General features: G+C 59.0%; 24 protein-coding genes and 1 tRNA gene. 9 read left to right on the top strand and 16 right to left on the bottom strand.

Annotated elements, in window-relative coordinates:
- Positions 1–92 precede the first annotated feature (92 nt).
- Positions 93–575 carry a Crp/Fnr family transcriptional regulator gene (locus AC07RO_RS09625; RefSeq protein WP_463582639.1) on the top strand — a complete coding sequence of 161 codons (483 nt, stop codon included), beginning with the start codon at positions 93–95 and terminating at the stop codon, positions 573–575.
- Between the two features lie 12 nt (positions 576–587).
- Here AC07RO_RS09625 and AC07RO_RS09620 read toward each other — a convergent pair whose 3' ends face one another.
- The gene (locus AC07RO_RS09620; protein ID WP_192170909.1) at positions 588–875 is read right to left on the bottom strand and encodes a hypothetical protein; all 288 of its coding nucleotides are present in this window, start codon (positions 873–875) and stop codon (positions 588–590) included.
- 111 nt (positions 876–986) lie between these two features.
- Between AC07RO_RS09620 and AC07RO_RS09615 the strand changes: the two genes are divergently transcribed.
- The 4 genes from AC07RO_RS09615 (at position 987) to AC07RO_RS09600 (ending at position 3,225) form a co-directional block, all read left to right on the top strand.
- Positions 987–1,673: a spermidine synthase gene (locus AC07RO_RS09615; RefSeq protein WP_192170908.1), complete on the top strand. Its 687-nt coding sequence runs from the start codon at positions 987–989 to the stop codon at positions 1,671–1,673.
- A gap of 70 nt (positions 1,674–1,743) precedes the next feature.
- A complete protein-coding gene (locus tag AC07RO_RS09610) occupies positions 1,744–2,115 on the top strand; it encodes a YajD family HNH nuclease (RefSeq protein ID WP_074890657.1) in 372 nt (123 codons plus the stop codon).
- Between the two features lie 164 nt (positions 2,116–2,279).
- Positions 2,280–2,768 carry an RNA methyltransferase gene (locus tag AC07RO_RS09605; RefSeq protein ID WP_065986778.1) on the top strand — a complete coding sequence of 163 codons (489 nt, stop codon included), beginning with the start codon at positions 2,280–2,282 and terminating at the stop codon, positions 2,766–2,768.
- Positions 2,769–2,853: 85 nt separating this feature from the next.
- Positions 2,854–3,225: a YgaP family membrane protein gene (locus tag AC07RO_RS09600; RefSeq protein WP_108122086.1), complete on the top strand. Its 372-nt coding sequence runs from the start codon at positions 2,854–2,856 to the stop codon at positions 3,223–3,225.
- 62 nt (positions 3,226–3,287) lie between these two features.
- Here AC07RO_RS09600 and AC07RO_RS09595 read toward each other — a convergent pair whose 3' ends face one another.
- Positions 3,288–3,737: a YcgN family cysteine cluster protein gene (locus tag AC07RO_RS09595; protein ID WP_192170907.1), complete on the bottom strand. Its 450-nt coding sequence runs from the start codon at positions 3,735–3,737 to the stop codon at positions 3,288–3,290.
- A 306-nt stretch (positions 3,738–4,043) separates the two neighbouring features.
- Between AC07RO_RS09595 and AC07RO_RS09590 the strand changes: the two genes are divergently transcribed.
- A complete protein-coding gene (locus AC07RO_RS09590) occupies positions 4,044–4,637 on the top strand; it encodes a nitroreductase family protein (RefSeq protein ID WP_495085900.1) in 594 nt (197 codons plus the stop codon).
- Positions 4,638–4,760: 123 nt separating this feature from the next.
- Here the strand turns inward: AC07RO_RS09590 and AC07RO_RS09585 are convergent, their stop codons facing one another.
- From AC07RO_RS09585 to AC07RO_RS09565, 5 genes are all read right to left on the bottom strand, one after another.
- Positions 4,761–5,693 carry a D-2-hydroxyacid dehydrogenase gene (locus tag AC07RO_RS09585; RefSeq protein ID WP_495085899.1) on the bottom strand — a complete coding sequence of 311 codons (933 nt, stop codon included), beginning with the start codon at positions 5,691–5,693 and terminating at the stop codon, positions 4,761–4,763.
- A 131-nt stretch (positions 5,694–5,824) separates the two neighbouring features.
- Positions 5,825–6,118, bottom strand: coding sequence for a YcgL domain-containing protein (locus tag AC07RO_RS09580; RefSeq protein ID WP_122537448.1), 294 nt, complete (start codon positions 6,116–6,118; stop codon positions 5,825–5,827).
- A complete protein-coding gene (gene rnd / locus AC07RO_RS09575) occupies positions 6,115–7,248 on the bottom strand; it encodes a ribonuclease D (protein WP_192170904.1) in 1,134 nt (377 codons plus the stop codon). The genes AC07RO_RS09580 and rnd overlap by 4 nt, the downstream gene beginning before the upstream one ends.
- 140 nt (positions 7,249–7,388) lie before the next feature.
- On the bottom strand, positions 7,389–8,045 hold the full coding sequence (locus tag AC07RO_RS09570) for a class I SAM-dependent methyltransferase (protein ID WP_192170903.1): 657 nt from the start codon (positions 8,043–8,045) through the stop codon (positions 7,389–7,391).
- Positions 8,038–9,687, bottom strand: a complete 1,650-nt coding sequence (locus AC07RO_RS09565; protein WP_346625677.1) for a phosphoethanolamine transferase — start codon at positions 9,685–9,687, stop codon at positions 8,038–8,040. Before AC07RO_RS09565 ends, AC07RO_RS09570 begins: the two co-directional genes overlap by 8 nt.
- A 259-nt stretch (positions 9,688–9,946) precedes the next feature.
- On the opposite strand from AC07RO_RS09565, the gene AC07RO_RS09560 reads away from it, so the two are divergent.
- Complete coding sequence (locus tag AC07RO_RS09560) at positions 9,947–10,291, top strand: toxin (RefSeq protein WP_495085898.1); 345 nt, start codon at positions 9,947–9,949, stop codon at positions 10,289–10,291.
- Positions 10,288–10,605: a helix-turn-helix domain-containing protein gene (locus tag AC07RO_RS09555; RefSeq protein ID WP_192170900.1), complete on the top strand. Its 318-nt coding sequence runs from the start codon at positions 10,288–10,290 to the stop codon at positions 10,603–10,605. The genes AC07RO_RS09560 and AC07RO_RS09555 overlap by 4 nt, the downstream gene beginning before the upstream one ends.
- Positions 10,606–10,630: 25 nt before the next feature.
- Here the strand turns inward: AC07RO_RS09555 and AC07RO_RS09550 are convergent, their stop codons facing one another.
- Together AC07RO_RS09550 and AC07RO_RS09545 are read right to left on the bottom strand one after the other, a co-directional pair.
- The gene (locus tag AC07RO_RS09550) at positions 10,631–12,307 is read right to left on the bottom strand and encodes a GMC family oxidoreductase (RefSeq protein ID WP_495085897.1); all 1,677 of its coding nucleotides are present in this window, start codon (positions 12,305–12,307) and stop codon (positions 10,631–10,633) included.
- A 131-nt stretch (positions 12,308–12,438) separates the two neighbouring features.
- Complete coding sequence (locus AC07RO_RS09545) at positions 12,439–14,127, bottom strand: NAD-dependent malic enzyme (protein ID WP_282370543.1); 1,689 nt, start codon at positions 14,125–14,127, stop codon at positions 12,439–12,441.
- Positions 14,128–14,524: 397 nt separating this feature from the next.
- On the opposite strand from AC07RO_RS09545, the gene AC07RO_RS09540 reads away from it, so the two are divergent.
- Positions 14,525–14,755: a DUF6555 family protein gene (locus AC07RO_RS09540; protein WP_192170897.1), complete on the top strand. Its 231-nt coding sequence runs from the start codon at positions 14,525–14,527 to the stop codon at positions 14,753–14,755.
- 48 nt (positions 14,756–14,803) lie between these two features.
- Here AC07RO_RS09540 and AC07RO_RS09535 read toward each other — a convergent pair whose 3' ends face one another.
- The 7 genes from AC07RO_RS09535 to bamC all read right to left on the bottom strand — a co-directional run bounded on the left by AC07RO_RS09535 (position 14,804) and on the right by bamC (position 19,630).
- The gene (locus tag AC07RO_RS09535; RefSeq protein WP_346625498.1) at positions 14,804–15,475 is read right to left on the bottom strand and encodes a class I SAM-dependent methyltransferase; all 672 of its coding nucleotides are present in this window, start codon (positions 15,473–15,475) and stop codon (positions 14,804–14,806) included.
- A gap of 150 nt (positions 15,476–15,625) precedes the next feature.
- Positions 15,626–16,249 carry a hypothetical protein gene (locus tag AC07RO_RS09530; RefSeq protein WP_495085896.1) on the bottom strand — a complete coding sequence of 208 codons (624 nt, stop codon included), beginning with the start codon at positions 16,247–16,249 and terminating at the stop codon, positions 15,626–15,628.
- Positions 16,250–16,256: 7 nt separating this feature from the next.
- On the bottom strand, positions 16,257–16,634 hold the full coding sequence (locus AC07RO_RS09525; protein WP_495085895.1) for a hypothetical protein: 378 nt from the start codon (positions 16,632–16,634) through the stop codon (positions 16,257–16,259).
- 153 nt (positions 16,635–16,787) lie between these two features.
- Positions 16,788–16,877 (bottom strand) — tRNA-Ser (locus tag AC07RO_RS09520).
- Positions 16,878–16,981: 104 nt separating this feature from the next.
- Positions 16,982–17,695 carry a phosphoribosylaminoimidazolesuccinocarboxamide synthase gene (purC, locus tag AC07RO_RS09515; RefSeq protein ID WP_192170882.1) on the bottom strand — a complete coding sequence of 238 codons (714 nt, stop codon included), beginning with the start codon at positions 17,693–17,695 and terminating at the stop codon, positions 16,982–16,984.
- 60 nt (positions 17,696–17,755) lie between these two features.
- Positions 17,756–18,514 carry an MBL fold metallo-hydrolase gene (locus AC07RO_RS09510; protein WP_192170881.1) on the bottom strand — a complete coding sequence of 253 codons (759 nt, stop codon included), beginning with the start codon at positions 18,512–18,514 and terminating at the stop codon, positions 17,756–17,758.
- Entirely contained in the window at positions 18,515–19,630 is a 1,116-nt protein-coding gene (gene bamC / locus AC07RO_RS09505; protein ID WP_495085894.1) for an NlpB/DapX family lipoprotein, read from the bottom strand. It abuts the gene before it with no gap.
- Positions 19,631–19,638 lie beyond the last annotated feature (8 nt).

The following is a 19,638-nucleotide window of genomic DNA, read 5'->3' as shown; positions in this document are numbered from 1 at the left end:
ATGGGAAGCCCCGGACGCTGTAAAGTCCGGGGCTCTTCGAAGGCGGTCCAGCGTTTCAAGCACTCTTTCAAACCACTTAACTAGAACTCGCCATGTCTACATTGCTCAACTCTTCGTCACTGAATAAGGAAATTCGCGACATGCTGATGGACTGCGGTCTGTTCATCGCCCTGACGCCCGCGGAATTTGCCGCGGCTGCGGGATACTTCAGCATCAGCAACATTGAAAAAGGTGACGCGATCTTCAACGAAGGCGACGCGGGCACGTTCATGTGCATCATTCATTCGGGCACGGTGTCGGTGCAGAAGCTCAACAGCGACGGTCATCCGGTGGAGACCGCCATTCTGCGCAGTGGCAGGGCGTTTGGCGAAATGGCGGTGCTGGACGGCGAACGCCGCTCGGCCACGTGCGTTGCCGCGTCTTCGTGCGATCTGTTGAACCTGGGCAAGGACTCGCTGGACAAGATGCTCAACGAAGCGCCGAAAGTGGCGGCGAAGATCATCCGCGCGATCGCGGTGGCGATGTCGAAGCGGCTGCGCATGATGGATGGGCAGGTGGTGGCGCAGCAGGATTAAGCAGAACGGCCTTCAGGGATTGGGCTTGACCGACGGCTGCAAGCCCGGCAATGGCTCATCGTCCTTTGGCGGACCTGGTTGGGGAATCTTCGGCAGCAGTGGCGGGTTGCCCTGTCCACCTGCGTGGGGAATGCCCGGCGGCGCCACTTGTGGGTACGGCGTTGGCGTTGCGGTGCCGGGCGAACCGGCGGACGCCGCAATGGGCTCGGGCGTATTCAGAACAGGTTGCAGGCTCTCGGCAGACGCTTGCGACACGCCGAGCACAGTGATGACAATCGTCAGTAGAATGGAGCACTTCATCGTTGGCCTCCCCTGCCAATCTTTCGCTTATCGCTCAGGCTACTCCTGCGCAACCCATCGCGCTCTGACAAATTGCGCTGTATGCGGCCCGACCCTTTTGACGAGTTATCCATGAAACGTTTTGTTCTGCTCGACACCACTCCGATCCCCGATAACGGCGGCGCCTTGTGCCTGTTCGAGTACGGCGAGGATTTTGTCATCAAGATCCAGGGTGGCGACGGCGGCCAGTTGATGAACACGCGCATGCACGGTTCCGAAGACGCTCTGGCCGAAATCCCCTGCAAGAAGGTCGCGTCCCGCCTCAACCCGCGGGTACTCATCGGCGGATTGGGCATGGGCTTCACCCTGGCGTCGGCACTCAAGCACCTGGGCAAGAACGGCGAAGTGGTGGTCGCCGAGTTGGTGCCCGGCGTGGTGGAGTGGAACTGCGGCGCATTGGGTGAGAAATCGGGCAATCCGTTGCAGGACCCACGCGCCAAGGTGGTGGTGCAGGACGTCGCCCAAGTGCTGAAAGCCGAACCCCAGGGCTTTGACGCGATCATGCTCGACGTCGACAACGGCCCTGAAGGCCTGACGCAAAAATCCAACAGCTGGCTGTATTCGGCCGGTGGTCTTGCGGCATGTGCCAGCGCGCTGCGGCCCAAAGGCGTATTGGCCGTATGGTCCGCCAGCGCAGATGCGGCCTTCAGCGACAAACTGCGCAAGGCCGGTTTCAAGGCTGAAGAGGTCAAGGTCTACGCCCACGGCAACAAGGGCACACGGCATACCATCTGGATCGCTGAAAAACTCAAGGGCTGATCGACGGGCAAAGCGCTAGACTTGCCTGCATTGCTCTCCATCGCCAACAGAACACGAAACAGGTGACGCCATGAGTTCGGCCAACACGCCAACCAACACTTCCAAACTGGACCGCATCCTCGCCGACAACCAGCGTGATCGCGAAATGGGTTATCGCGACAAAGCCCTGCGCATGTACCCGCACGTCTGCGGCCGCTGCGCCCGGGAATTTGCCGGTAAACGCCTCAGCGAGTTGACCGTTCACCACCGCGACCACAACCACGACAACAACCCCCAGGACGGCTCCAACTGGGAACTGCTGTGCCTGTACTGCCACGACAATGAACACTCGCGTTACACCGACCAGCAATACTTCTCGGAAAGCTCGACCAGCAGCCCGAAAACCGCCAAGGCGACCCATAACCCGTTCGCCGCGCTGGCCGGGTTGATGAAGAAGGATTGAGGCGTTGAGCTGCAAGTTTTAAGCGGCAAGCGGCAAGTAAAAGCACAGCGGCGTTTGTCGGGCCACCGTTCACCGCCTCTTGCAGCTTAAAGCTTGAGGCTTGCAGCTTCCTGCTGCCTCTTTCCCCTATAATCCCGCGCTTTCTCTGATGAGCACCCTCCCCCGTGGCCAACAAACGCTATGCCTGCATCGGCTTGTTCAATCCCAAATCCCCGGAAAACGTCGGTTCGGTGATGCGCGCAGCAGGCTGCTATGGCGTGGCGTCGGTGTTCTACACCGGCAAGCGCTACGAGCGTGCCCGTGATTTCGTTACCGACACCAAGAAGATCCACCAGGACATCCCGCTGATCGGTATTGATGATCTGCGAAAGATCATCCCGCTGGGCTGCGTGCCGGTGGCCGTGGAATTGGTCGAGGGCGCACGTGCGTTGCCGGAGTACACCCACCCTGATCGGGCGATCTATATCTTCGGGCCGGAAGACGGTTCGCTGGATAAAGAGATCCGCGATTGGTGCGAAGACGTGGTGTACATCCCCACGACGGGCTGCATGAACCTCGCCGCGACCGTCAACGTCGTGCTTTACGACCGCATGGCCAAAGGCATCAACACCCGCTCTGGCCCGCAGTTCGGACGGGAAACCGATCGCACCTGACGTTCGAGCGCTGATAAAACGCATTGAACAGTTTGCGCTGGTGACAGTCAGCTTTAAGGACCCTACCCTTCACGGAGAACGCATCATGAGCGACACCCCGATCATTGAACGCATCGAACGACCTTTGCACGATTACCCGGAGCAGAACGTACAAGGCTGGGAGCGCATCGGCTCGCTGGCAGGTGGTGTCCTGATGATGGGCAAAGGCCTGCGCCGCGGCGGGATCTTTGGTCTGGTGCAACTGGCAATCGGCGGCGCCGTTCTGGCCCGTGGCATCACCGGCCACTGCTCGGCCAAAGCGCTGATCGACAAAAGTCGCAGCGAGATGGACGTGGCCCGTTCGCGCATCGAAGAAGCCGGCGCAGAACTGAGCAAGCTGAAAACCAAGGCTGAAGTGGCTGTAGAAGATGCTGTCGACACCGGCGTCGACGCGTTGAAAGGTCCGAAAGGCGTCTGATCGACGCTGCATCGCAAGCAAGCTCGTGACGGCTGAACCGACAGCCTCACGAGCTTTTTGAGTTAGCCCGCACGAAAAATCAGGTAATCCTCCCAGTCGTCCTCAGGCACGCTGCCTTCGCTGAGCATGCGCCCGGACTGAGAAATACGCTGTTTGTGCACCTGTTCCCGGTCCCCGCACACCAGATGGTGCCAGAGCGGCAGGTCCTTGCCCTCGCTGACCAGCCGATAGCCGCATGTGGGCGGCAGCCATTTGAATTCGTCGGCTTTTCCGGGCGTCAGCTGAATGCAGTCCGGGACCTGGGCCCGGCGATTCGGGTAGTCAGTACAGGCGCAGGTCTTCAGGTCCAGCAGCTTGCAGGCGATGCGCGTGTAATAAACGCTACCGTCGTCCTCGTCCTCGAGCTTTTGCAGGCAGCACAAACCGCAGCCGTCACACAGCGATTCCCACTCGACGGCATCGAGTTGATCGAGGGTTTTGCGTATCCAGAAGGGTTCAACGATGGCGGCCATGGTTCTCGCGCAAACAGCTGTGGGGCAATGAAAGGCCGCCAGTCTAGAGGTACACGGCAGTTGGGCCAAGCATTGGCGACTGTCGGTAAGACGCGCGCGCCTGATAGATCGGGTTTGAGCGGGAAATACGGCAGGCTTGTCAGCAGCGAGGCGGCGCAGTAGCGTTAGGCCCTCGCGGGCAGCACCACCAATGCCCGCGCCTTACCCTAGTCTTTTTCGACGATGCCTGCCGTCCACGGCCCATCTGAATGATCACGTCGCCTGGCCCCAGGCGGATGGTTTTATCTCTCTATCAGGATCGCATCCATGAGCGCCAATCCCCGTGTTGCCGAGTACGCCATCGACCCTCAATTCATCGAGCGCTGGTCGCCGCGCGCGTTCAGCGGCGAGAGCATTCCCGAGGAAACCCTGCTGAGTTTTTTTGAAGCCGCGCGCTGGGCGCCCTCTGCGTACAACTCACAGCCATGGCGTTTTCTCTACGCCCGCCGAGACACGCCGAACTGGGAGCGTTTCCTCGGCCTGCTGAATGAATTCAATCGCGGCTGGGCACAGCATGCCTCGGCGCTGGTGATCATTATTTCCAAAACCACCTTCACCGCTCCCGGCGCGACTGAAGAAACACCGGCGCTGTGGCACACCTTCGACACGGGTTCGGCGTGGGGATACCTGGCGCTGCAAGCAAGCCTCAGCGGTTGGCACACCCACGGCATGGCGGGGTTCGATCAGGAACTGACTCGCCAGGCGCTGAAGATTCCGGAGGAATACGCAGTGCATGCGGCGGTGGCGATCGGCGAGCTGGGGGATAAATCGACGCTGGCTGAATACCTTCAGGCCCGCGAGACGCCGAGCCCGCGTCGGCCGCTGGCTGAGCTGGCGGCTGAGGGGGATTTCAGTTTGTAAGGGCTGGACGCTGGGTTTTAGTGGGACCGGCTTTAGCCGGGAAGGCGTCGGGGCCACTCCACAAAATGGATGGCGTACACACTGGGCTCTTCCCGGCTGAAGCCGGTCCCACAAGGACAGGCTTCAATACCCCTTCGCGAAATCCACTTCTCCGCGCAACGCCTCGCCGGCCGCATAGGCCTTGAGGTTGTCCACGAACAGCTGGGTCATCGCCGGCGGCGACGTCGGTGCCGAGCTGTGACCGGTGAGCAACAGGCCCCACGCCGTCCAGAACGGGTGACGCTGGGGCAGCGGCTCCTGCCGGCAGACATCAATGACCGACCCCGCCAGATGTCCTTCCTTCAGCGCTTCGACCAGATCCGCATCCACCACCGCCGTGCCCCGACCGACGTTGATGAACAACGCCGAAGGCTTGAAGCGGGCAAACAGTTTGGCGTTGTAGAGATCCTGGGTCTGCGGCGTGTTGGGCAGCAGATTGATGACGAAATCAACCTCGGCCACCAGACGCGGCAGGTCCTCCAGCGCAGCCACCTCAACAAACGGCGCTTCGGTCCGCGCACTCGACGCAATGCCATACAGCTCGACGCCGAACGGCACGAGGAACTGCGCCACGCACCGGCCAATGTCGCCCGTCCCGACGATCAACGCCTTGCGCCCGGACAGGCTGCGGCCCATGCGGTTGTCCCACTTGCGCTCGACCTGACTGACCAACCGCGCCAGCACTTCACGTTCGTGGACCAGCATGTAGGTCAGCACGAACTCGGCCATCACCTGACCGAAGATGCCAACCGCGCGGGTGAGTTGATAGTCGCGGTACAGGCCGTCAGCCAGCAGCGGCGTGATGCCAGCCCAGGTCGATTGCAGCCATTTCGGTTTGTGGCCCTGGCGCAGCAGATTCGCCAGCAGGTCAGGCTGGCCAAGCCAGATCGGCGCCTCGGCGGCCATTTTTGACAGTTCGGCGGAGCTACCGCTGCTCAGCACTTCGATCTCGGGGGCTGTCTGGCGGAGCAGTTCGGTGTAAATGGGGTAATCGTGTTCGGCGATCAGAACGCGCATGGCTTCAAAACTCGAATAAACGGGGCATGCGACCGCGCAGCGTTCCGGACCGCGCTCGGTTGAGCCGGTCAGGTCTGACGCATGCGACGGTCCGGTGTACCCCTGCGGTGGATTGCAGGGTCAGAAATCGATCACATCGGATCGTTGCGGCGCAGCAGCTCTTCGGGCAGGTGCTCGATGTAATCGTCTTCGGCCGGTGGCATCTGCAGGTGGTAACCCTGCTTGTCCAGATTGGCGAGCACCGCGTGAATGTCTTCGCGGGCCAGGGCGCGCTCCGGCGACAGGACCAGATTGAAGGCGTGCTGCGGCTTGCCGAACGCGGTCAGCAATTCCTCGGGCACACGCTCCAGGGCGTCGCTCTTGAGGACATACAGGTACATTTCGTTCCTGCGCGGGCTGCGGTAGATGGAGCAAATACGTTTCAAGGCTGTTCTCCGACGTTGGCCAGGCTGTCGAGCAGCATCTGGCCCATCAATTCGCGGCGCCAGCCACGCAGCGAATCGGGCAGTTTATAGGGACCGTCTGGGTAACCGGTCTTGAGCAGGGCTTCGAGGGTCTTCTTGCGCAGCATCAATTCCGGCGCCATGTCGAGACGCTCGGCTTGCTGCTGGCCAATGACGCGCAGGCTCTTGAGCACATTGGAGGCCTCGATCGGCAGCGGCTCCGGCAGCGCCGGCGGCCAAAGATCCGGCGACACGCTGCCGGCTTTCTTGATCAGGTCGAGCAGAAACTCGCCGTCCTGACGCACGGTCTTGGGGTGCATGTCGTCGATCTTCGCCAGCGCGGCGAGGTTGTCGGGCTGGGATTTGGCCAGCGGCCAGAGCGAATGTTCGCGCAGGATACGATTGCGTGGCTGATTACGCAGGCGCGCCTGTTGCTCGCGCCAGGCGCAGAGCTCGCGCAGCACGGCGAGTTGCGCGCGAGACAGCTTCCACGCCAGCTTGGCGTCGCGGTAAGCGTCATAAGGATCGGTTTCGCGGCGCAGATTGGCGACCAGTTCAGCACCGTCCTCCAGCACCCACGCGTACTTTTCATCGGATAAACGCGGACGCAGCAGGTTGTACACCTCGGCCAGGTGAACGGCGTCTTCGGCGGCGTAGCTGATCTGGGTTTCCGAGAGCGGACGTTGCAGCCAGTCCGAGCGGGTTTCGCCTTTAGGCAGGTCGATGTTCAGCACTTCCTGGACCAGACGCGAATAACCCATCGAGAACCCGAGGTTCAGGTAGGCCGCGGCCAGTTGCGTATCGAACAGCGGCGCCGGGAGGCTGCCGGTCAGGCGCAACAGCACCTCGAGGTCCTCGCTGCAGGCGTGAACGACTTTGATGACGTCAGGGTTTTCCAGCAGCGCGGCCAGAGGCTTCCAGTCGCTGATCAGCAACGGGTCGATCAGATAGGCGCTTGAACCATCGCCGATCTGCAACAGCGCGGCGATGGGATAGAAGGTGTCGACCCGCATGAATTCGGTGTCGAGCGCGACGTAGGGCAGGGTCTGCCACTGTGCGCAATGTTCGGCGAGGCTATGGTCGTCGCGAATCCAGTGAATATCGATGGCCACACGGCTCTCCCTCGAAGAATGGCGCGCAGTATATATCGCTACAAGCAGTTACCGGGCATCCGTCCTGCAAGTCTCGAACAACTTCATCTTTGAAGCGCGCAAATAGCCGCCGTGGCGACGACCGTCCATCCGATCACTGATCACTGGCCCGCCTTGCGCAGCACGTACACGCGCCACATGGCGTAGCCGGGGAGAAAGTCGTGGTGATCAACGATTCTGAAACCCGCCCGCGCGAACTCGGATTCGATGTCGCTGCGGCACACCACGAATCGATTACGGGGGGCGGACATACCAACCTCCAGTCGGCCCTGCTGACGTTTGCGACGCCACGATTTCACGTTGCCGTCGACCCACAGCGCGACGATGGCCGTGTCGCGGGTCACCCGGTGAAACTCGTCGAGAATCGCACCGCGTTTTTCGCTATCGCCCAGGTGATGGAACAAACGCATGCAGAATATGCAGTCCACCGCGTTGGCGGACAGGCCGATGGAAAACGCCGAACTCTGGAACGTGCGGATGCGCTTGCGCACCTCGCTGGATGACTGTGCCTCGGCGAACGCCAGCCTGTCGGTTGAAGGATCGGCCGCGAGGATCACCCGATTGGCGTGTTCGGCCAGCACCGGCCAGAAACGCCCGGAGCCCGATGGCAAGTCCAGCACCAGCCCGGGCTCGCCCGCATCCCGCAACGCTTTGCGCGCCAGCTGCGCATCGCGCCACAGACTCAGGCGTCGGCTGAGAGTGTGCTCATGCTGGCGCACGTCTTCGACGTGAACCTGCTTGCTGAGGGGCTCACTCATTGGCCAGTACCCCGTCCGTATAAATCCCCCGACAGCCCGCGAACATGTCCAGCGCCGGGTTATAAACGCTTGTGCGCACTTGCAACAGGCCCAGCATGGAATGAAACAAGTTGTCCTGACTGAGCGGCGCGTTTCGCTCTTTTTGCAGGCAGTGGGTATCCACAGCGAACGACTGCTGATAGCTCTCGGAAAACCAGGCAATCATCGGGACATGTTTCTGTTGATCGGGCGCCAGCATATAAGGCGTGCCGTGCAGGAACAGGTTGTATTCACCCAACGACTCGCCGTGGTCGGAAAGATAAACCATGGCCGTGTCTACTTTGCCCTGATTGTTGCGCAGGATGTCGATCAACATCGCGAGTACATGGTCGGTGTACAGCAATGTGTTGTCGTAACCGTTAACGATACTTTCCCGCGAGCAATTATTCAGCGCATTGCTTTCACACACCGGGGTGAACTTCTCGAACTCTTTCGGATAACGCTTGAAGTACTCAGGACCATGACTGCCCATCTGGTGCAGTACCAGCACGGTGTCTTTGTCCAGTGTGTCGATGAAGTGTTGCAGCCCCTGTAGCAGGATTTCATCGCGGCACTCGTTGTTGGCACACAACGCCGGATCCTTGAAGTTGCTGACATCCTGCATCGTCACCCGGTCGCAGGTGCCCTTGCAGCCCGATTGGTTGTCGCGCCAGATGACATCGAGCCCGGCGCGCTTCAGCACATCGAGCACGCCTTCTTCATTGCGTGCGGTCGTGGCGTTGTAATCCTTGCGGCCCATGTTGGAAAACATGCACGGCACCGACACCGCCGTCTCCGTGCCGCAGGAATGCACGTCAGTAAACGTGAGCAGGCCACGCTCCTTGCTCAGCTGTGGCGTGGTGTCGCGGTTGTAGCCCAGGATGCCGAAGTTCTCGGCCCGCGCACTTTCGCCAACGACCAGCACGGTCAGTGACTTGCGCTTGTGCTGCTGCCAATCGCTGGCAAGTTTGGCGTCTTGACCAATACTCACGAACGGCCGCTGCGCAGACTTGACCTGCTCGCTCAAGTAACCCACGGACGCCGCCAGGTAATTGCTCGGCACGACCATCAGGCGCAACTCGTGATGATTGCGAAACAGCGAGGACAGCCCCTGGTAATTCATCAACGCAACACCACCGATAGCGACCGCGCACACGACGGACACCAGCGCTTTGCTCAGCAACTCGCGAGGCCAGCGCCGATAGGCAATGGGTGTTTTGAAAAGAATCACCGAAGGCACGACACCCAGAAAGAACAAGTAGCCGAGTAACTTCAAAGAAAGCAGATCGCGCACTTCGGTGACATTGGTTTCAGCGAAGTTTCGGAACATGCCCGAATCAATCATCACGCCATACTGGCTCATGAAATAAGCCACACCGGCGCTGATAAAAAAGAGACAGATCAGTACGGGTTTCAATACACGCTTGAACGCTAACAGCGTGAAGAAAATATTAAACGCGCAGAACACCATCAGCGCAAAAGCACAACGCAACAACAGGCCCTTACCGTCCGAGTCGGTAATCGCAAATAGATGCTGCCAGAGGGTCAGGTTAAACCCGATCAACAAAAAGGCACTGGCAAGCACTGTCACAAGCTCGGGACGAACTGCTTTGACGTTGAGCATAAAAGTCTGCTTGGCTGGAAATGAGAATATAAACGCGGGAGGAACCCCGCCGATGCTGCGAACTTTAGGCATCGGGCCATCAATTTTTTGTGAAAAGGATGAGAACGATTGGTGGGGGTGGCATTGTTGTGTTGCCGGGGCATTTCGCTGGACGCAATGAAGCGATGCAACAGCTGGTGGCAGAAAACGAGGTGAAGCATTTCACTGCGACCGCTAGCTTACAGCTACGACCAAACATAATCAGGTTGCCTACCCTTTTATGGATGCTGTATTTTTCGAAACAACAACTTTCAGCCGGCTGAGGCCGGGCTACCTCGACGATGATGGCTATCGCGCGCTCCAGATTCATATCTTGGCAAGCCCCGAGTCAGGGGATCCCATGCCAGGAACGGGCGGATTCAGAAAGCTGCGCTGGCACGATGAACGTCGAGGCAAAGGCAAGCGTGGCGGCCTGCGGGTTATCTATTATTGGCTGATCAATGATCGCCAGATCTGGATGTTTTCGATCTATGACAAGGATGAGGTCTCGAACTTGACCGCTGATCAGCAGCGTCAATTGAAGGCCGCTATCGACGCAGAGCTGCGCAAGAGAGGCAAACGATGAGCAATAAGCGCGACCTGTTCGCAGAAATGATGGAGGGCGTTGAGGAAATGTCTGCACACCGAGAAGGGAAGCTCACCCTTCGCGGCGATACCTTTGAAGACAGGCCTGCGCCTGAGATTTCTGCTCAGGAAATAGTGGCCTTGAGGCAAAGGCTGCACATGTCTCAGAACGTTTTTGCGCGGCGGATCCGGACCAGCACGAGCACCCTGCGCAACTGGGAGCAGGAGAAGTCCAAACCCAATGCACAGGCTGCTTTGCTGATCAAACTGGTCGAAAAATTCCCTGACATGGTTGACCGCCTGAGCGCGGTTTAGGCGTTTGCTTGTAGAGCAATAGAGTTCAGCGCTCGCCCAAATCAACCACGGTTTCAAGAGAGGTGGTCAGGCTCGTTATTTCTGGCATTCCGTTCCTCAATTCATCCTCAACAATCATCTGCGCCGCCTTCTCGGCGATCATTACGGTCGGCGAGCAGGTGTTGCCGGAGGTGATGTTCGGCATGATCGACGCATCCACTACGCGCAGGCCGGTGATGCCGTGCACGCGCAGGCGTTCGTCGACTACGGCATCACGGCCCTGCCCCATCCTGCAGGTGCCTACCGGGTGAAAGATCGTCGTGCCAACAACGCTGGCCGCCTCGCGCAGTTCTTCCTCGGTTTGCAGGCTCGCGCCGGGCAGGTACTCGACCGGCTCGAAGCGAGCGAGCGCAGGCGCGGCGGCGATGCGACGGGTCAGGCGAATCGCGTCGGCGGCCACTTTGAGGTCGGTCTCGTGACTCAGGTAATTCGGCCTGATGATCGGCGCGACATCGGCCAGCGCCGAACGGATTTCCACAGTGCCACGGCTCTGCGGGCGCAAATCACACACGGACGCAGTGAATGCGGGAAATCCGTGCAGCGGCTCGCCGAAGCGCTCAAGGGACAAGGGCTGCACGTGGTATTCGAGATTGGCGCTTGTCTGCTCCGGCCCCGAGCGTGCAAAAGCACCCAACTGACTCGGCGCCATCGCCAACGGACCGCTGCGATTGAGGGCGTAGCGCAGGCCCATGTTCATCTTGCCCCACACACTGCCCGCCATCTGATTCAGCGTCTGCCCGTTACTGACCTTGTAGATCAGGCGCAACTGCAGGTGATCCTGCAAATTCGCGCCGACGCCGGGCAGCTCATGCCGTACGCCAATGCCGAGCTTTTCCAGCAGTGGACGCGGCCCGACGCCTGAGCGTTGCAGGACCATCGGCGATCCGATGGCGCCGCAGCAGAGGATGATTTCCCGCCGGGCGCGAAGCGTCTGTTCCTGTCCGTTGACGCGTGCAATCACCGCGCTAGCGCGGCTGTTCTCAAACTCCACGCGCGACACTTCCGCACCGGTGATCACCGTCAGGTTCGGGCGTTTCAACGCAGGCCGAAGAAATGCCTTGGACGCATTCCAGCGCACACCGCGCCGCTGATTGACCTGAAAATAGCTGCACCCTTCGTTGTCGCCGCCGTTGAAGTCGGGGATCGACGGGATGCCGGTTTGCGCCGCCGCCTCACGGAACGCGTCCAGCAACGTCCATGAAAGACGCTGCTGCTCGACGCGCCATTCACCTTTCGCGCTGTGAAGTTCCGAGTCGCCGGCGTAGTGGTTTTCCGAGCGCTTGAAGATCGGCAAGACGTCTTTCCAGCCCCATCCCGAGTTGCCCTGCTCCGCCCAGCCGTCGTAGTCCCGGGCCTGGCCGCGCATGTAGATCATGCCGTTGATGGAGGAGCATCCGCCCAGGACTTTGCCGCGAGGATAGTTGAGCGCACGTCCGCCGAGGCCGGGCTCCGCTTCGGTTTTGAAGCACCAGTCGGTGCGCGGATTGCCGATGCAGTAGAGGTAGCCCACCGGCACATGAATCCAGGCGTAGTTGTCCTGACCGCCGGCTTCGAGCAACAGGACCCGGTGGGCAGGATTCTGCGACAGCCGATTGGCCAGCAGGCAGCCCGCCGGGCCTGCGCCGACGATGATGTAGTCATGGAGACCGACGTCCGTTTGCATGCATCCCTCGCTGATATTTTTTGTTTTTATGCAGGGCCCATCCTGAAGTTTTTCACCACAAAACAAAAGACCGCCGCATGTTTCCATGGGGCGGTCCGGGTTGAAGCGTTTGCTGTCAGTAACGGATGCGATTACACCGCGCTGCGACGGTAGCTGCGGTAGTTCGGCATCCAGAAGTTACGCTCAATGGCTTCGACGAGCATCTCTTCGGTGGTCTCCAGCGCCATGCCTTCAGCCTGAGCCTGCTTGGCCACGGCCAGGGCAATCTTCTTGCTCACCTGTTGGATCTCTTTCAGCGGCGGCAGGACAGCGTCACCTTTGCCCGTCACCATCGGCGAGCATTCCGCCAGCGCGTTGGAGGCGGCCATCAGCATTTTGTCGGTGATGCGCGTGGCTTTCGACGCCACAACACCCAGGCCGATGCCCGGGAAGATGTAGGAGTTGTTGCACTGTGCGATGTGGAAGGTGCGATCGCCTACAGTGACCGGGGCAAACGGACTGCCGGTCGCCACCAGCGCGTCGCCATTGGTCCAGGTCAGGACTTCCTGCGGCGTGACTTCGACCTTAGAGGTCGGATTCGACAGCGGCATGACCAGCGGCTTGGCGCAGTGCTTGTGCATCTCGCGGATGACTTGCTCGGTGAACAGGCCGCGCTGGCCGGACACGCCGATCAGCACAGTCGGCTTGCCGTTGGCGACCACGTCCAGCAACTCGGGCGAACCCTCGCCGCTCGACCAGCCCGCCACATCGGCAGACTTCTGCGCGAGGTTCTTCTGGAAGTCCAGCAGGTTGTCCATGCTGTCAGTCAGCAGCCCGAAGCGGTCGACCATCATCACGCGCTTGCGCGCTTCGGCTTCGCTCAGGCCTTCGATGACCATGGCCGCAATGATGTGCTCGGCGATCCCGCAACCGGCCGAACCCGCGCCCAGGAACACAACCCGCTGCTGGCCCAGGGTTTCGTGCTTGGCTTTGCACGCCGCCAGCAGGGTGCCCACGGCAACCGACGCGGTGCCCTGAATGTCATCGTTGAAGCAGCACAACTCATCGCGGTACTTCTCCAGCAACGGCATGGCGTTGGTCTGGGCGAAGTCTTCGAACTGCAACAGCACGTCCGGCCAGCGGCTCTGCACCGCCTCGATGAACAGAGCAATGAAGTCGTCGTACTCCTTGCCGGTGACGCGCTCATGGCGCCAGCCCATGTACATCGGGTCGTCCAGCAGCTCTTTGTTGTTGGTGCCCACGTCGAGCACGATCGGCAAGGTGTACGCCGGGCTGATGCCGCCACATGCGGTGTAGAGCGACAGCTTGCCGATCGGAATGCCCATGCCGCCAATGCCTTGGTCGCCCAGGCCAAGGATGCGCTCGCTGTCCGTCACCACGATGATTTTGATGCGATCTTTCGTTGCGCTGCGCAGGATATCGTCGATGCGGTCGCGCTCCGGGTAGGAGATGAACAGCCCGCGGTGGGTGCGGTAGATTTTCGAGAATTCCTGACACGCCTGACCCACGGTCGGGGTGTAGATGATCGGCAGCATCTCGTCGAGGTGCGAATCCAGCAGGCGGAAGAACAGGGTTTCGTTGTTGTCCTGAATCGAGCGCAGATAAATGTGTTTATCCAGGTCGCTCGCGCATTGCCGGTACTGGTTGTAAACGCGGGTGACCTGCTCTTCGATGGTTTCGACGTTCTGGGGCAGCAGGCCGACCAGGTTGAAATCGATGCGCTCTTGCGGCGTAAAGGCACTGCCCTTGTTGAGCAGCGGCATCTCCAGCAACGAAGGGCCAGCATAGGAAATATATAAAGGTCGCGAGGTCTTGGTCATTTGCAGTGATCGCCTTTTCTCTGTTTGCTCTATCAATACGACGTCGAAACGATGCCCCGGAGGTCGATGTACACGACGCTCAACGCAGGATCCGTCCGAAAAAATAGGGGGGTAAAAACAGGGTGCCTATCTTACTCGCCTGAAAACGATTGCGACATTTTGTCGCTCACCGATTGCGAAATGATGGCCGGAAGTCGTCAGAGCGGTCAGGAAATAGCCCCGTATCAGGAACAAAAATGGCGCGGCGGGTCACAGAGGAAACGACGTGCTGCCGGACTGGCTGTTTTGAGAAATGGAGTTTTGGCCGTAGTCACCTCAGGCCTAGGTACTAAACACCTGACATATTGAACTGGCGATGAGCCATTGCAGTCACATTGACATCAAATCGGAGATATTAATGTCAGGCCAGCGCATCTTTCGTATCCACTACCGCTTTCTGGACGAGCAGCGAGTATTCCTCCAACCCGATTCAGCGCTGAACGAAGCCGATGCCTGGTACTACGCCTGCCTGCACGCGGGCATCGGCGTACTGCACAATTTGTCCAAGACCCGGGAAGAGCTAACGGCACTGATCGCCCATGCCCGGCGGTATGGATTGACGGCGGTGCGTTGGGCGGAATGGGTTTGATTGTGTGTAATCTCAACCGGTGCACCGACCTTTGGTGCTGGGGGAGCCCTATCCAGCGCGCTGGATCACATAGCTCGCCTCAAAGCCATGCACACACCCGATCACGTTGAATCCTTTGAAATAGCCCGTGGCGCGAAGCAAATCGACCGCCGGGCCTACCTCCGGTGAGTGTTGAAAGTCCCCGTAGTCGTCGAAGACGATAAACCCGCCTGGTACGACGCTTGGCGAATACAGCAGGAAATCCAGCAGCACATTGCGCCCGGCGTGACCGCCATCAATGTGCAACAGCGCCACCTTAGGCGACAGGTTGTAGAAACGCTCGGCGCACAACTCCGAATAGCCCCTCAGCACCAGGGCGTTGGAGAACAGGTTCTCCTGGTAATAGCTGAACTCTTCAAACTGATTGGGCAGCTCAAACGGATCAATCCCGATGATGCGGCGCTCGCGGTTGCAGACTTCATTCATCAGCACCAGCGACTTGCCCTTCCAGACACCAATCTCGACCACATCCCCGGGGATGCCTTCGACCAGAAGCGCCAGATATCCCAACAACCGAACGTGATCGTGAAACGATAATTCCTTGCGCGGCATCGCCCGCTCGGCCGGTAACGTGCCCTGCGCCTGCTCGAAATGCTTGCCGATCAACGCCCAGATCTGCGCGATCGAGTCATTGAGTTCCGGGTTGCTGATGAAGTCGTTGAGCTCTCGGATGGTGATCATGGCTTCTCTGACTGGCTGGAAGGATTGGGGTGGGGCGTGGAGCGATCTTGTACCGCTAGTGGGCGTGAGATCGATAGTAGGCGGGGGTTTGGAAAAGTAAAGTTCCGGGCAAGGTGACGAAGCATTTCCCCAGCCCGGCACTGACTTGATCTAGCGAAAACCTAGCCAGCCAAATCCCTTGATCAACAGATCCTTTCGTTTTCTCTCAACATGGGCGTCGATTGAACACAATATGCTCGCGAACAATTCCCACTCTTCACAGCCAAACCTTTCTGGAATGAAGGAAAGGTCGTACCACGACAATATTTCATCTACGGAATAGTCTCCGGACTTATAAAGCCTTATATAGCTTTTGAGATCATGCCTGAGGGAACGTGCTGCAAAATACGACTTCCCTTTCATCCATTTCTCTATTACCTGATCCGCTGTGAGCTGTCCTACCCTCTGATCCTCAGGCAGATAATCCAGTGTCCCCTCAGCCAGATGTTTCATGAAGTCGATGAGTTCCATAAATCCGCGCATGGATACCTCTAGGGGTTGCGAAGAAGTGACACTGTATTCATCTACGGTGTAACCACCGGCAGTGTGCTTAACTAAATATGACCTGATGTCGCTACGCAGCCGGTAAAGCTCGATAAGCGAAGTTCTCGAAGTCCATTCATCCAGAAAAGATTTCAAGTCAGGGACGTTGGCGCGCTCATCTTCAGGCAAATAATCCTGGATGGCCGTGCATAAAGACAGCATGAAATCAATCAACCGTACGTACTGACGCATGATTACCTCATGCTTCCTGATAACCTAACCAACCAAAGTACTTAACAAGCATACCTTGACGCTTTTTCTCGATATGCGAATTAATCAAATCAAGGATACCGGTGAGAAAAATGTGATCCTCATAACCAAATCTTTCCGGGATAAAGCACAGATCAAAGTCATCGAGAAGCTGATCAACAGAATAATCGCCTGCCTCATCAAGCTTTGCGTAGTTCACTATGTCTTTTTTTAAAGAAAGGGCTTGAAGATATGACTTCCGCTGCATCCAAAGCTCGACAATGTCCTCGACACTCAGAACTGCTACCCTTTGCTCCTCCGGGAGGTGGTCAAGAATGCCATCGCCCAAATCCTGCATAAAATCAATTAACTGGGTATATCCGCGCATCACCGCCTCCAAGCGAAAAAATGCAAAGCACCCTCAGCTTACCAGTGATGCAGAAAACAGCGGAAGCCGGCTGTGCTCTTCACGATTTCCGGTATTCCAAACGCCAGAAACGAAAAAGCCCCAGAAGCATAACTTCTGGGGCTTTTCAAATAATGGCGGAGAGATAGGGATTTGAACCCTAGGTACTGTCGCCAGTACAACGGATTTCGAATCCGTCCCGTTCGGCCACTCCGGCATCTCTCCAACGGCGCGCATCATAACAGTTCGTTCGAGGAACGCGAACCCTTTTTAAGGATTTTTTCGCGTTCTTTCAGATGCTTGCAGCGTTTTCCGCTTGAAGCGTTGGATCAGAGCGGTACGCCGAGACGCTGGGCGACTTCTTCGTAGGCTTCGATGACATCACCGAGGCCCTGACGGAAGCGGTCCTTGTCCATTTTCTTGCGGGTTTCTTTGTCCCACAGGCGGCAGCCGTCCGGGCTGAACTCGTCGCCCAGGACGATCGAGCCGTCGCTGAAGACGCCGAATTCAAGCTTGAAGTCGACCAGCAGCAGGCCGGCGTCGTCGAACAGTTTGCTCAGGACTTCATTGACCTTCAGCGACAGTTCTTTCATGCGAACCAGTTGCTCGGCGGTGCCCCAACCGAACGCGACGACGTGGGAGTCGTTGATGAACGGGTCGCCTTTGGCGTCGTCCTTCAGGAACAGCTCGAACGTGTAAGGGTTGAGCTTCATGCCCTCTTCCACGCCCAGGCGCTTGACCAGGCTGCCAGCGGCGTAGTTACGCACGACGCATTCGACCGGGATCATGTCGAGCTTCTTGACCAGCACTTCGTTGTCGCCCAGCAGTTTGTCGAACTGGGTCGGAATGCCGGCGGCTTCGAGCTTCTGCATGATGAAGGCGTTGAACTTGTTGTTCACCATGCCTTTGCGGTCAAGCTGCTCGATGCGCTTGCCATCGAAAGCCGAGGTGTCGTTGCGGAACACCAGGATCAAGCGGTCAGCGTCATCGGTCTTGTAAACCGACTTGGCTTTGCCGCGGTAGAGTTCTTCACGTTTTTCCATGATGGGCTCCGCTTGCTGAATCTTGCTGAATAGTGGGGGGCGAGTCGCCCGTTTGGGACGCTAGGCGATTTCGCGCCAGTCGAGCCCTGAATCCTGATCGGCCAATTGTAGCCAGTCCTCGTCGCACCCAAGGGTGTCGACAAAACATTGCCGGGCCAGATGCGGCAGGTTGTTCTTGCTGCTCAGATGGGCCAGCACCAGGTGCTGCAGATCCTGCCATCCCAACTCGTTCACCAGACTGGCGGCCTGATGATTGTTCAAATGACCGTGATCTCCGCCCACCCGCTGCTTGAGAAAGTACGGGTACTGACCCCGGGCAAGCAGATCGCGACAGTGATTGGACTCGACCATGAGCGCATCGAGCCCGCGGTAGCTGTCGAGCACCGTCGGGCAATACGAGCCAAGGTCGGTCAACAGGCCGAAGCGTCGTCGCCCGTCGTTAAACACGAACTGCGTGGGCTCCAGCGCATCGTGGGCCACCGACACCACGTCGATGCCCAGACCGCCAATGCGCAGACCCTGCCCGCCCACTAGCCGAAGCCCTGCTTCGACCGGCTTGCGCATGCCGCGCAGCGTGCCGTCACTGAGGTACACCGGCACATCGTAGCGCCGAGACAGCAAACCCACGCCATGCACATGATCGGCATGTTCGTGGGTCACTAGAATGGCGCTGAGCTGTTTGCCGCTGACGCCCAGCCTGTCGAGCCGCCGTTCGGTTTCCCGCAGGGAGAAACCGCAATCGACCAGCACATACGTGTCGTTGCTCGCAACCAGCGTGGCATTGCCGCGACTGCCGCTGCCCAGAACCGCGAAGCGCACTTAACCCAGGTTGTCCTGAATGACGCTCAACACACGGCGAGCGACTTCAGTCGGCGCAACGGTGTTGATGTTCTTCTCGACCGTGACCTGAACGTTTTCACCGACCTTGCTCAGGCGAACCTGATAACGCTCGGCGCGGGCTTCTTTCTCTTCCTTGGACTCTTCGCTGCCGAACACGCGGCTGAGGAAGCCAGGCTTGTTTTCAGGCTTGTCGGCTTTTTCCGCCAGGTTGATGTAGTAAAGACCCAAGCTGCGGTTGATGTCCTCAACGCGCCAGTCACCCTGGTTAAGCGCACGACCGACGCTCGACCACGCCCGATCCAGGTCCGCGCCCAGGTTCAGCACGGGGTTGCCGCTGCCGTCTTCGCTGAGGGAAACACGGCTTGGGGTGTCGAAATCACGCGCCGCCAGCAGGGACACCGAACCGCCCTTCTCGGCAGTGCGGGTCAAGCTCGCCAGCATGTCATCGGTCAGCACGGAGTCGAGGCCAACGTTGGTGCTGCGCGACGGGAAGGCAGGGTCATCGCGGCTGCCGGCCGGACGTTGCACGCTGACCACATAGATTTCACTGGTGTTGCGCTGCACGCCAGGCTCGATACGAACGCGGACGCGGGTTTCGGTGTTGGCGGCATCGCCACTGGAACCCATGCGCTTGGCAACCGATGCGGACAGTTCGTCCATGCGCTGCCAAGTGGTGTTGAATTCACCGGTCTGCGGACGATCTTCGGCAATACGGAAGCCGTTATCTTCAAAGTACTGGTGCGCCACAGGCCAGACTTCGGCCGGTGCGCGCTGGGCAAGAATCCAGCGGTTGTTGCCGCTCTTCTGCAGCGTGTAGTCCCCGGAGTCCTGAGCAGTAGTCAGAGGTTGCGGACGCGGCACGGTGAATTCACCCTTCTGGGTGTCGTCGGCGACGTTGCGCGGGATCGGCAGCAACGGGTCCAGTCGTTTGACTTCCTGAACGCCCTCGGGCATTTGCATCGGCGGCTTCTGGGTCGCTTCCAGGTAATCGCTGCTGCGATCGCGGAAGTAACCGTCCTGGCCAAAAAGCCAGCTGCAACCGCTGGTGCTGGAGATAATCAAGGCTAGTGCGGAAAGTCCGGCCAGTCGCTTCATTGCGTAAT

The organism is Pseudomonas sp. GW821-FHT07F05 (assembly GCF_059418765.1).
This window is presented reverse-complemented; position numbering and strand designations above follow the sequence as displayed.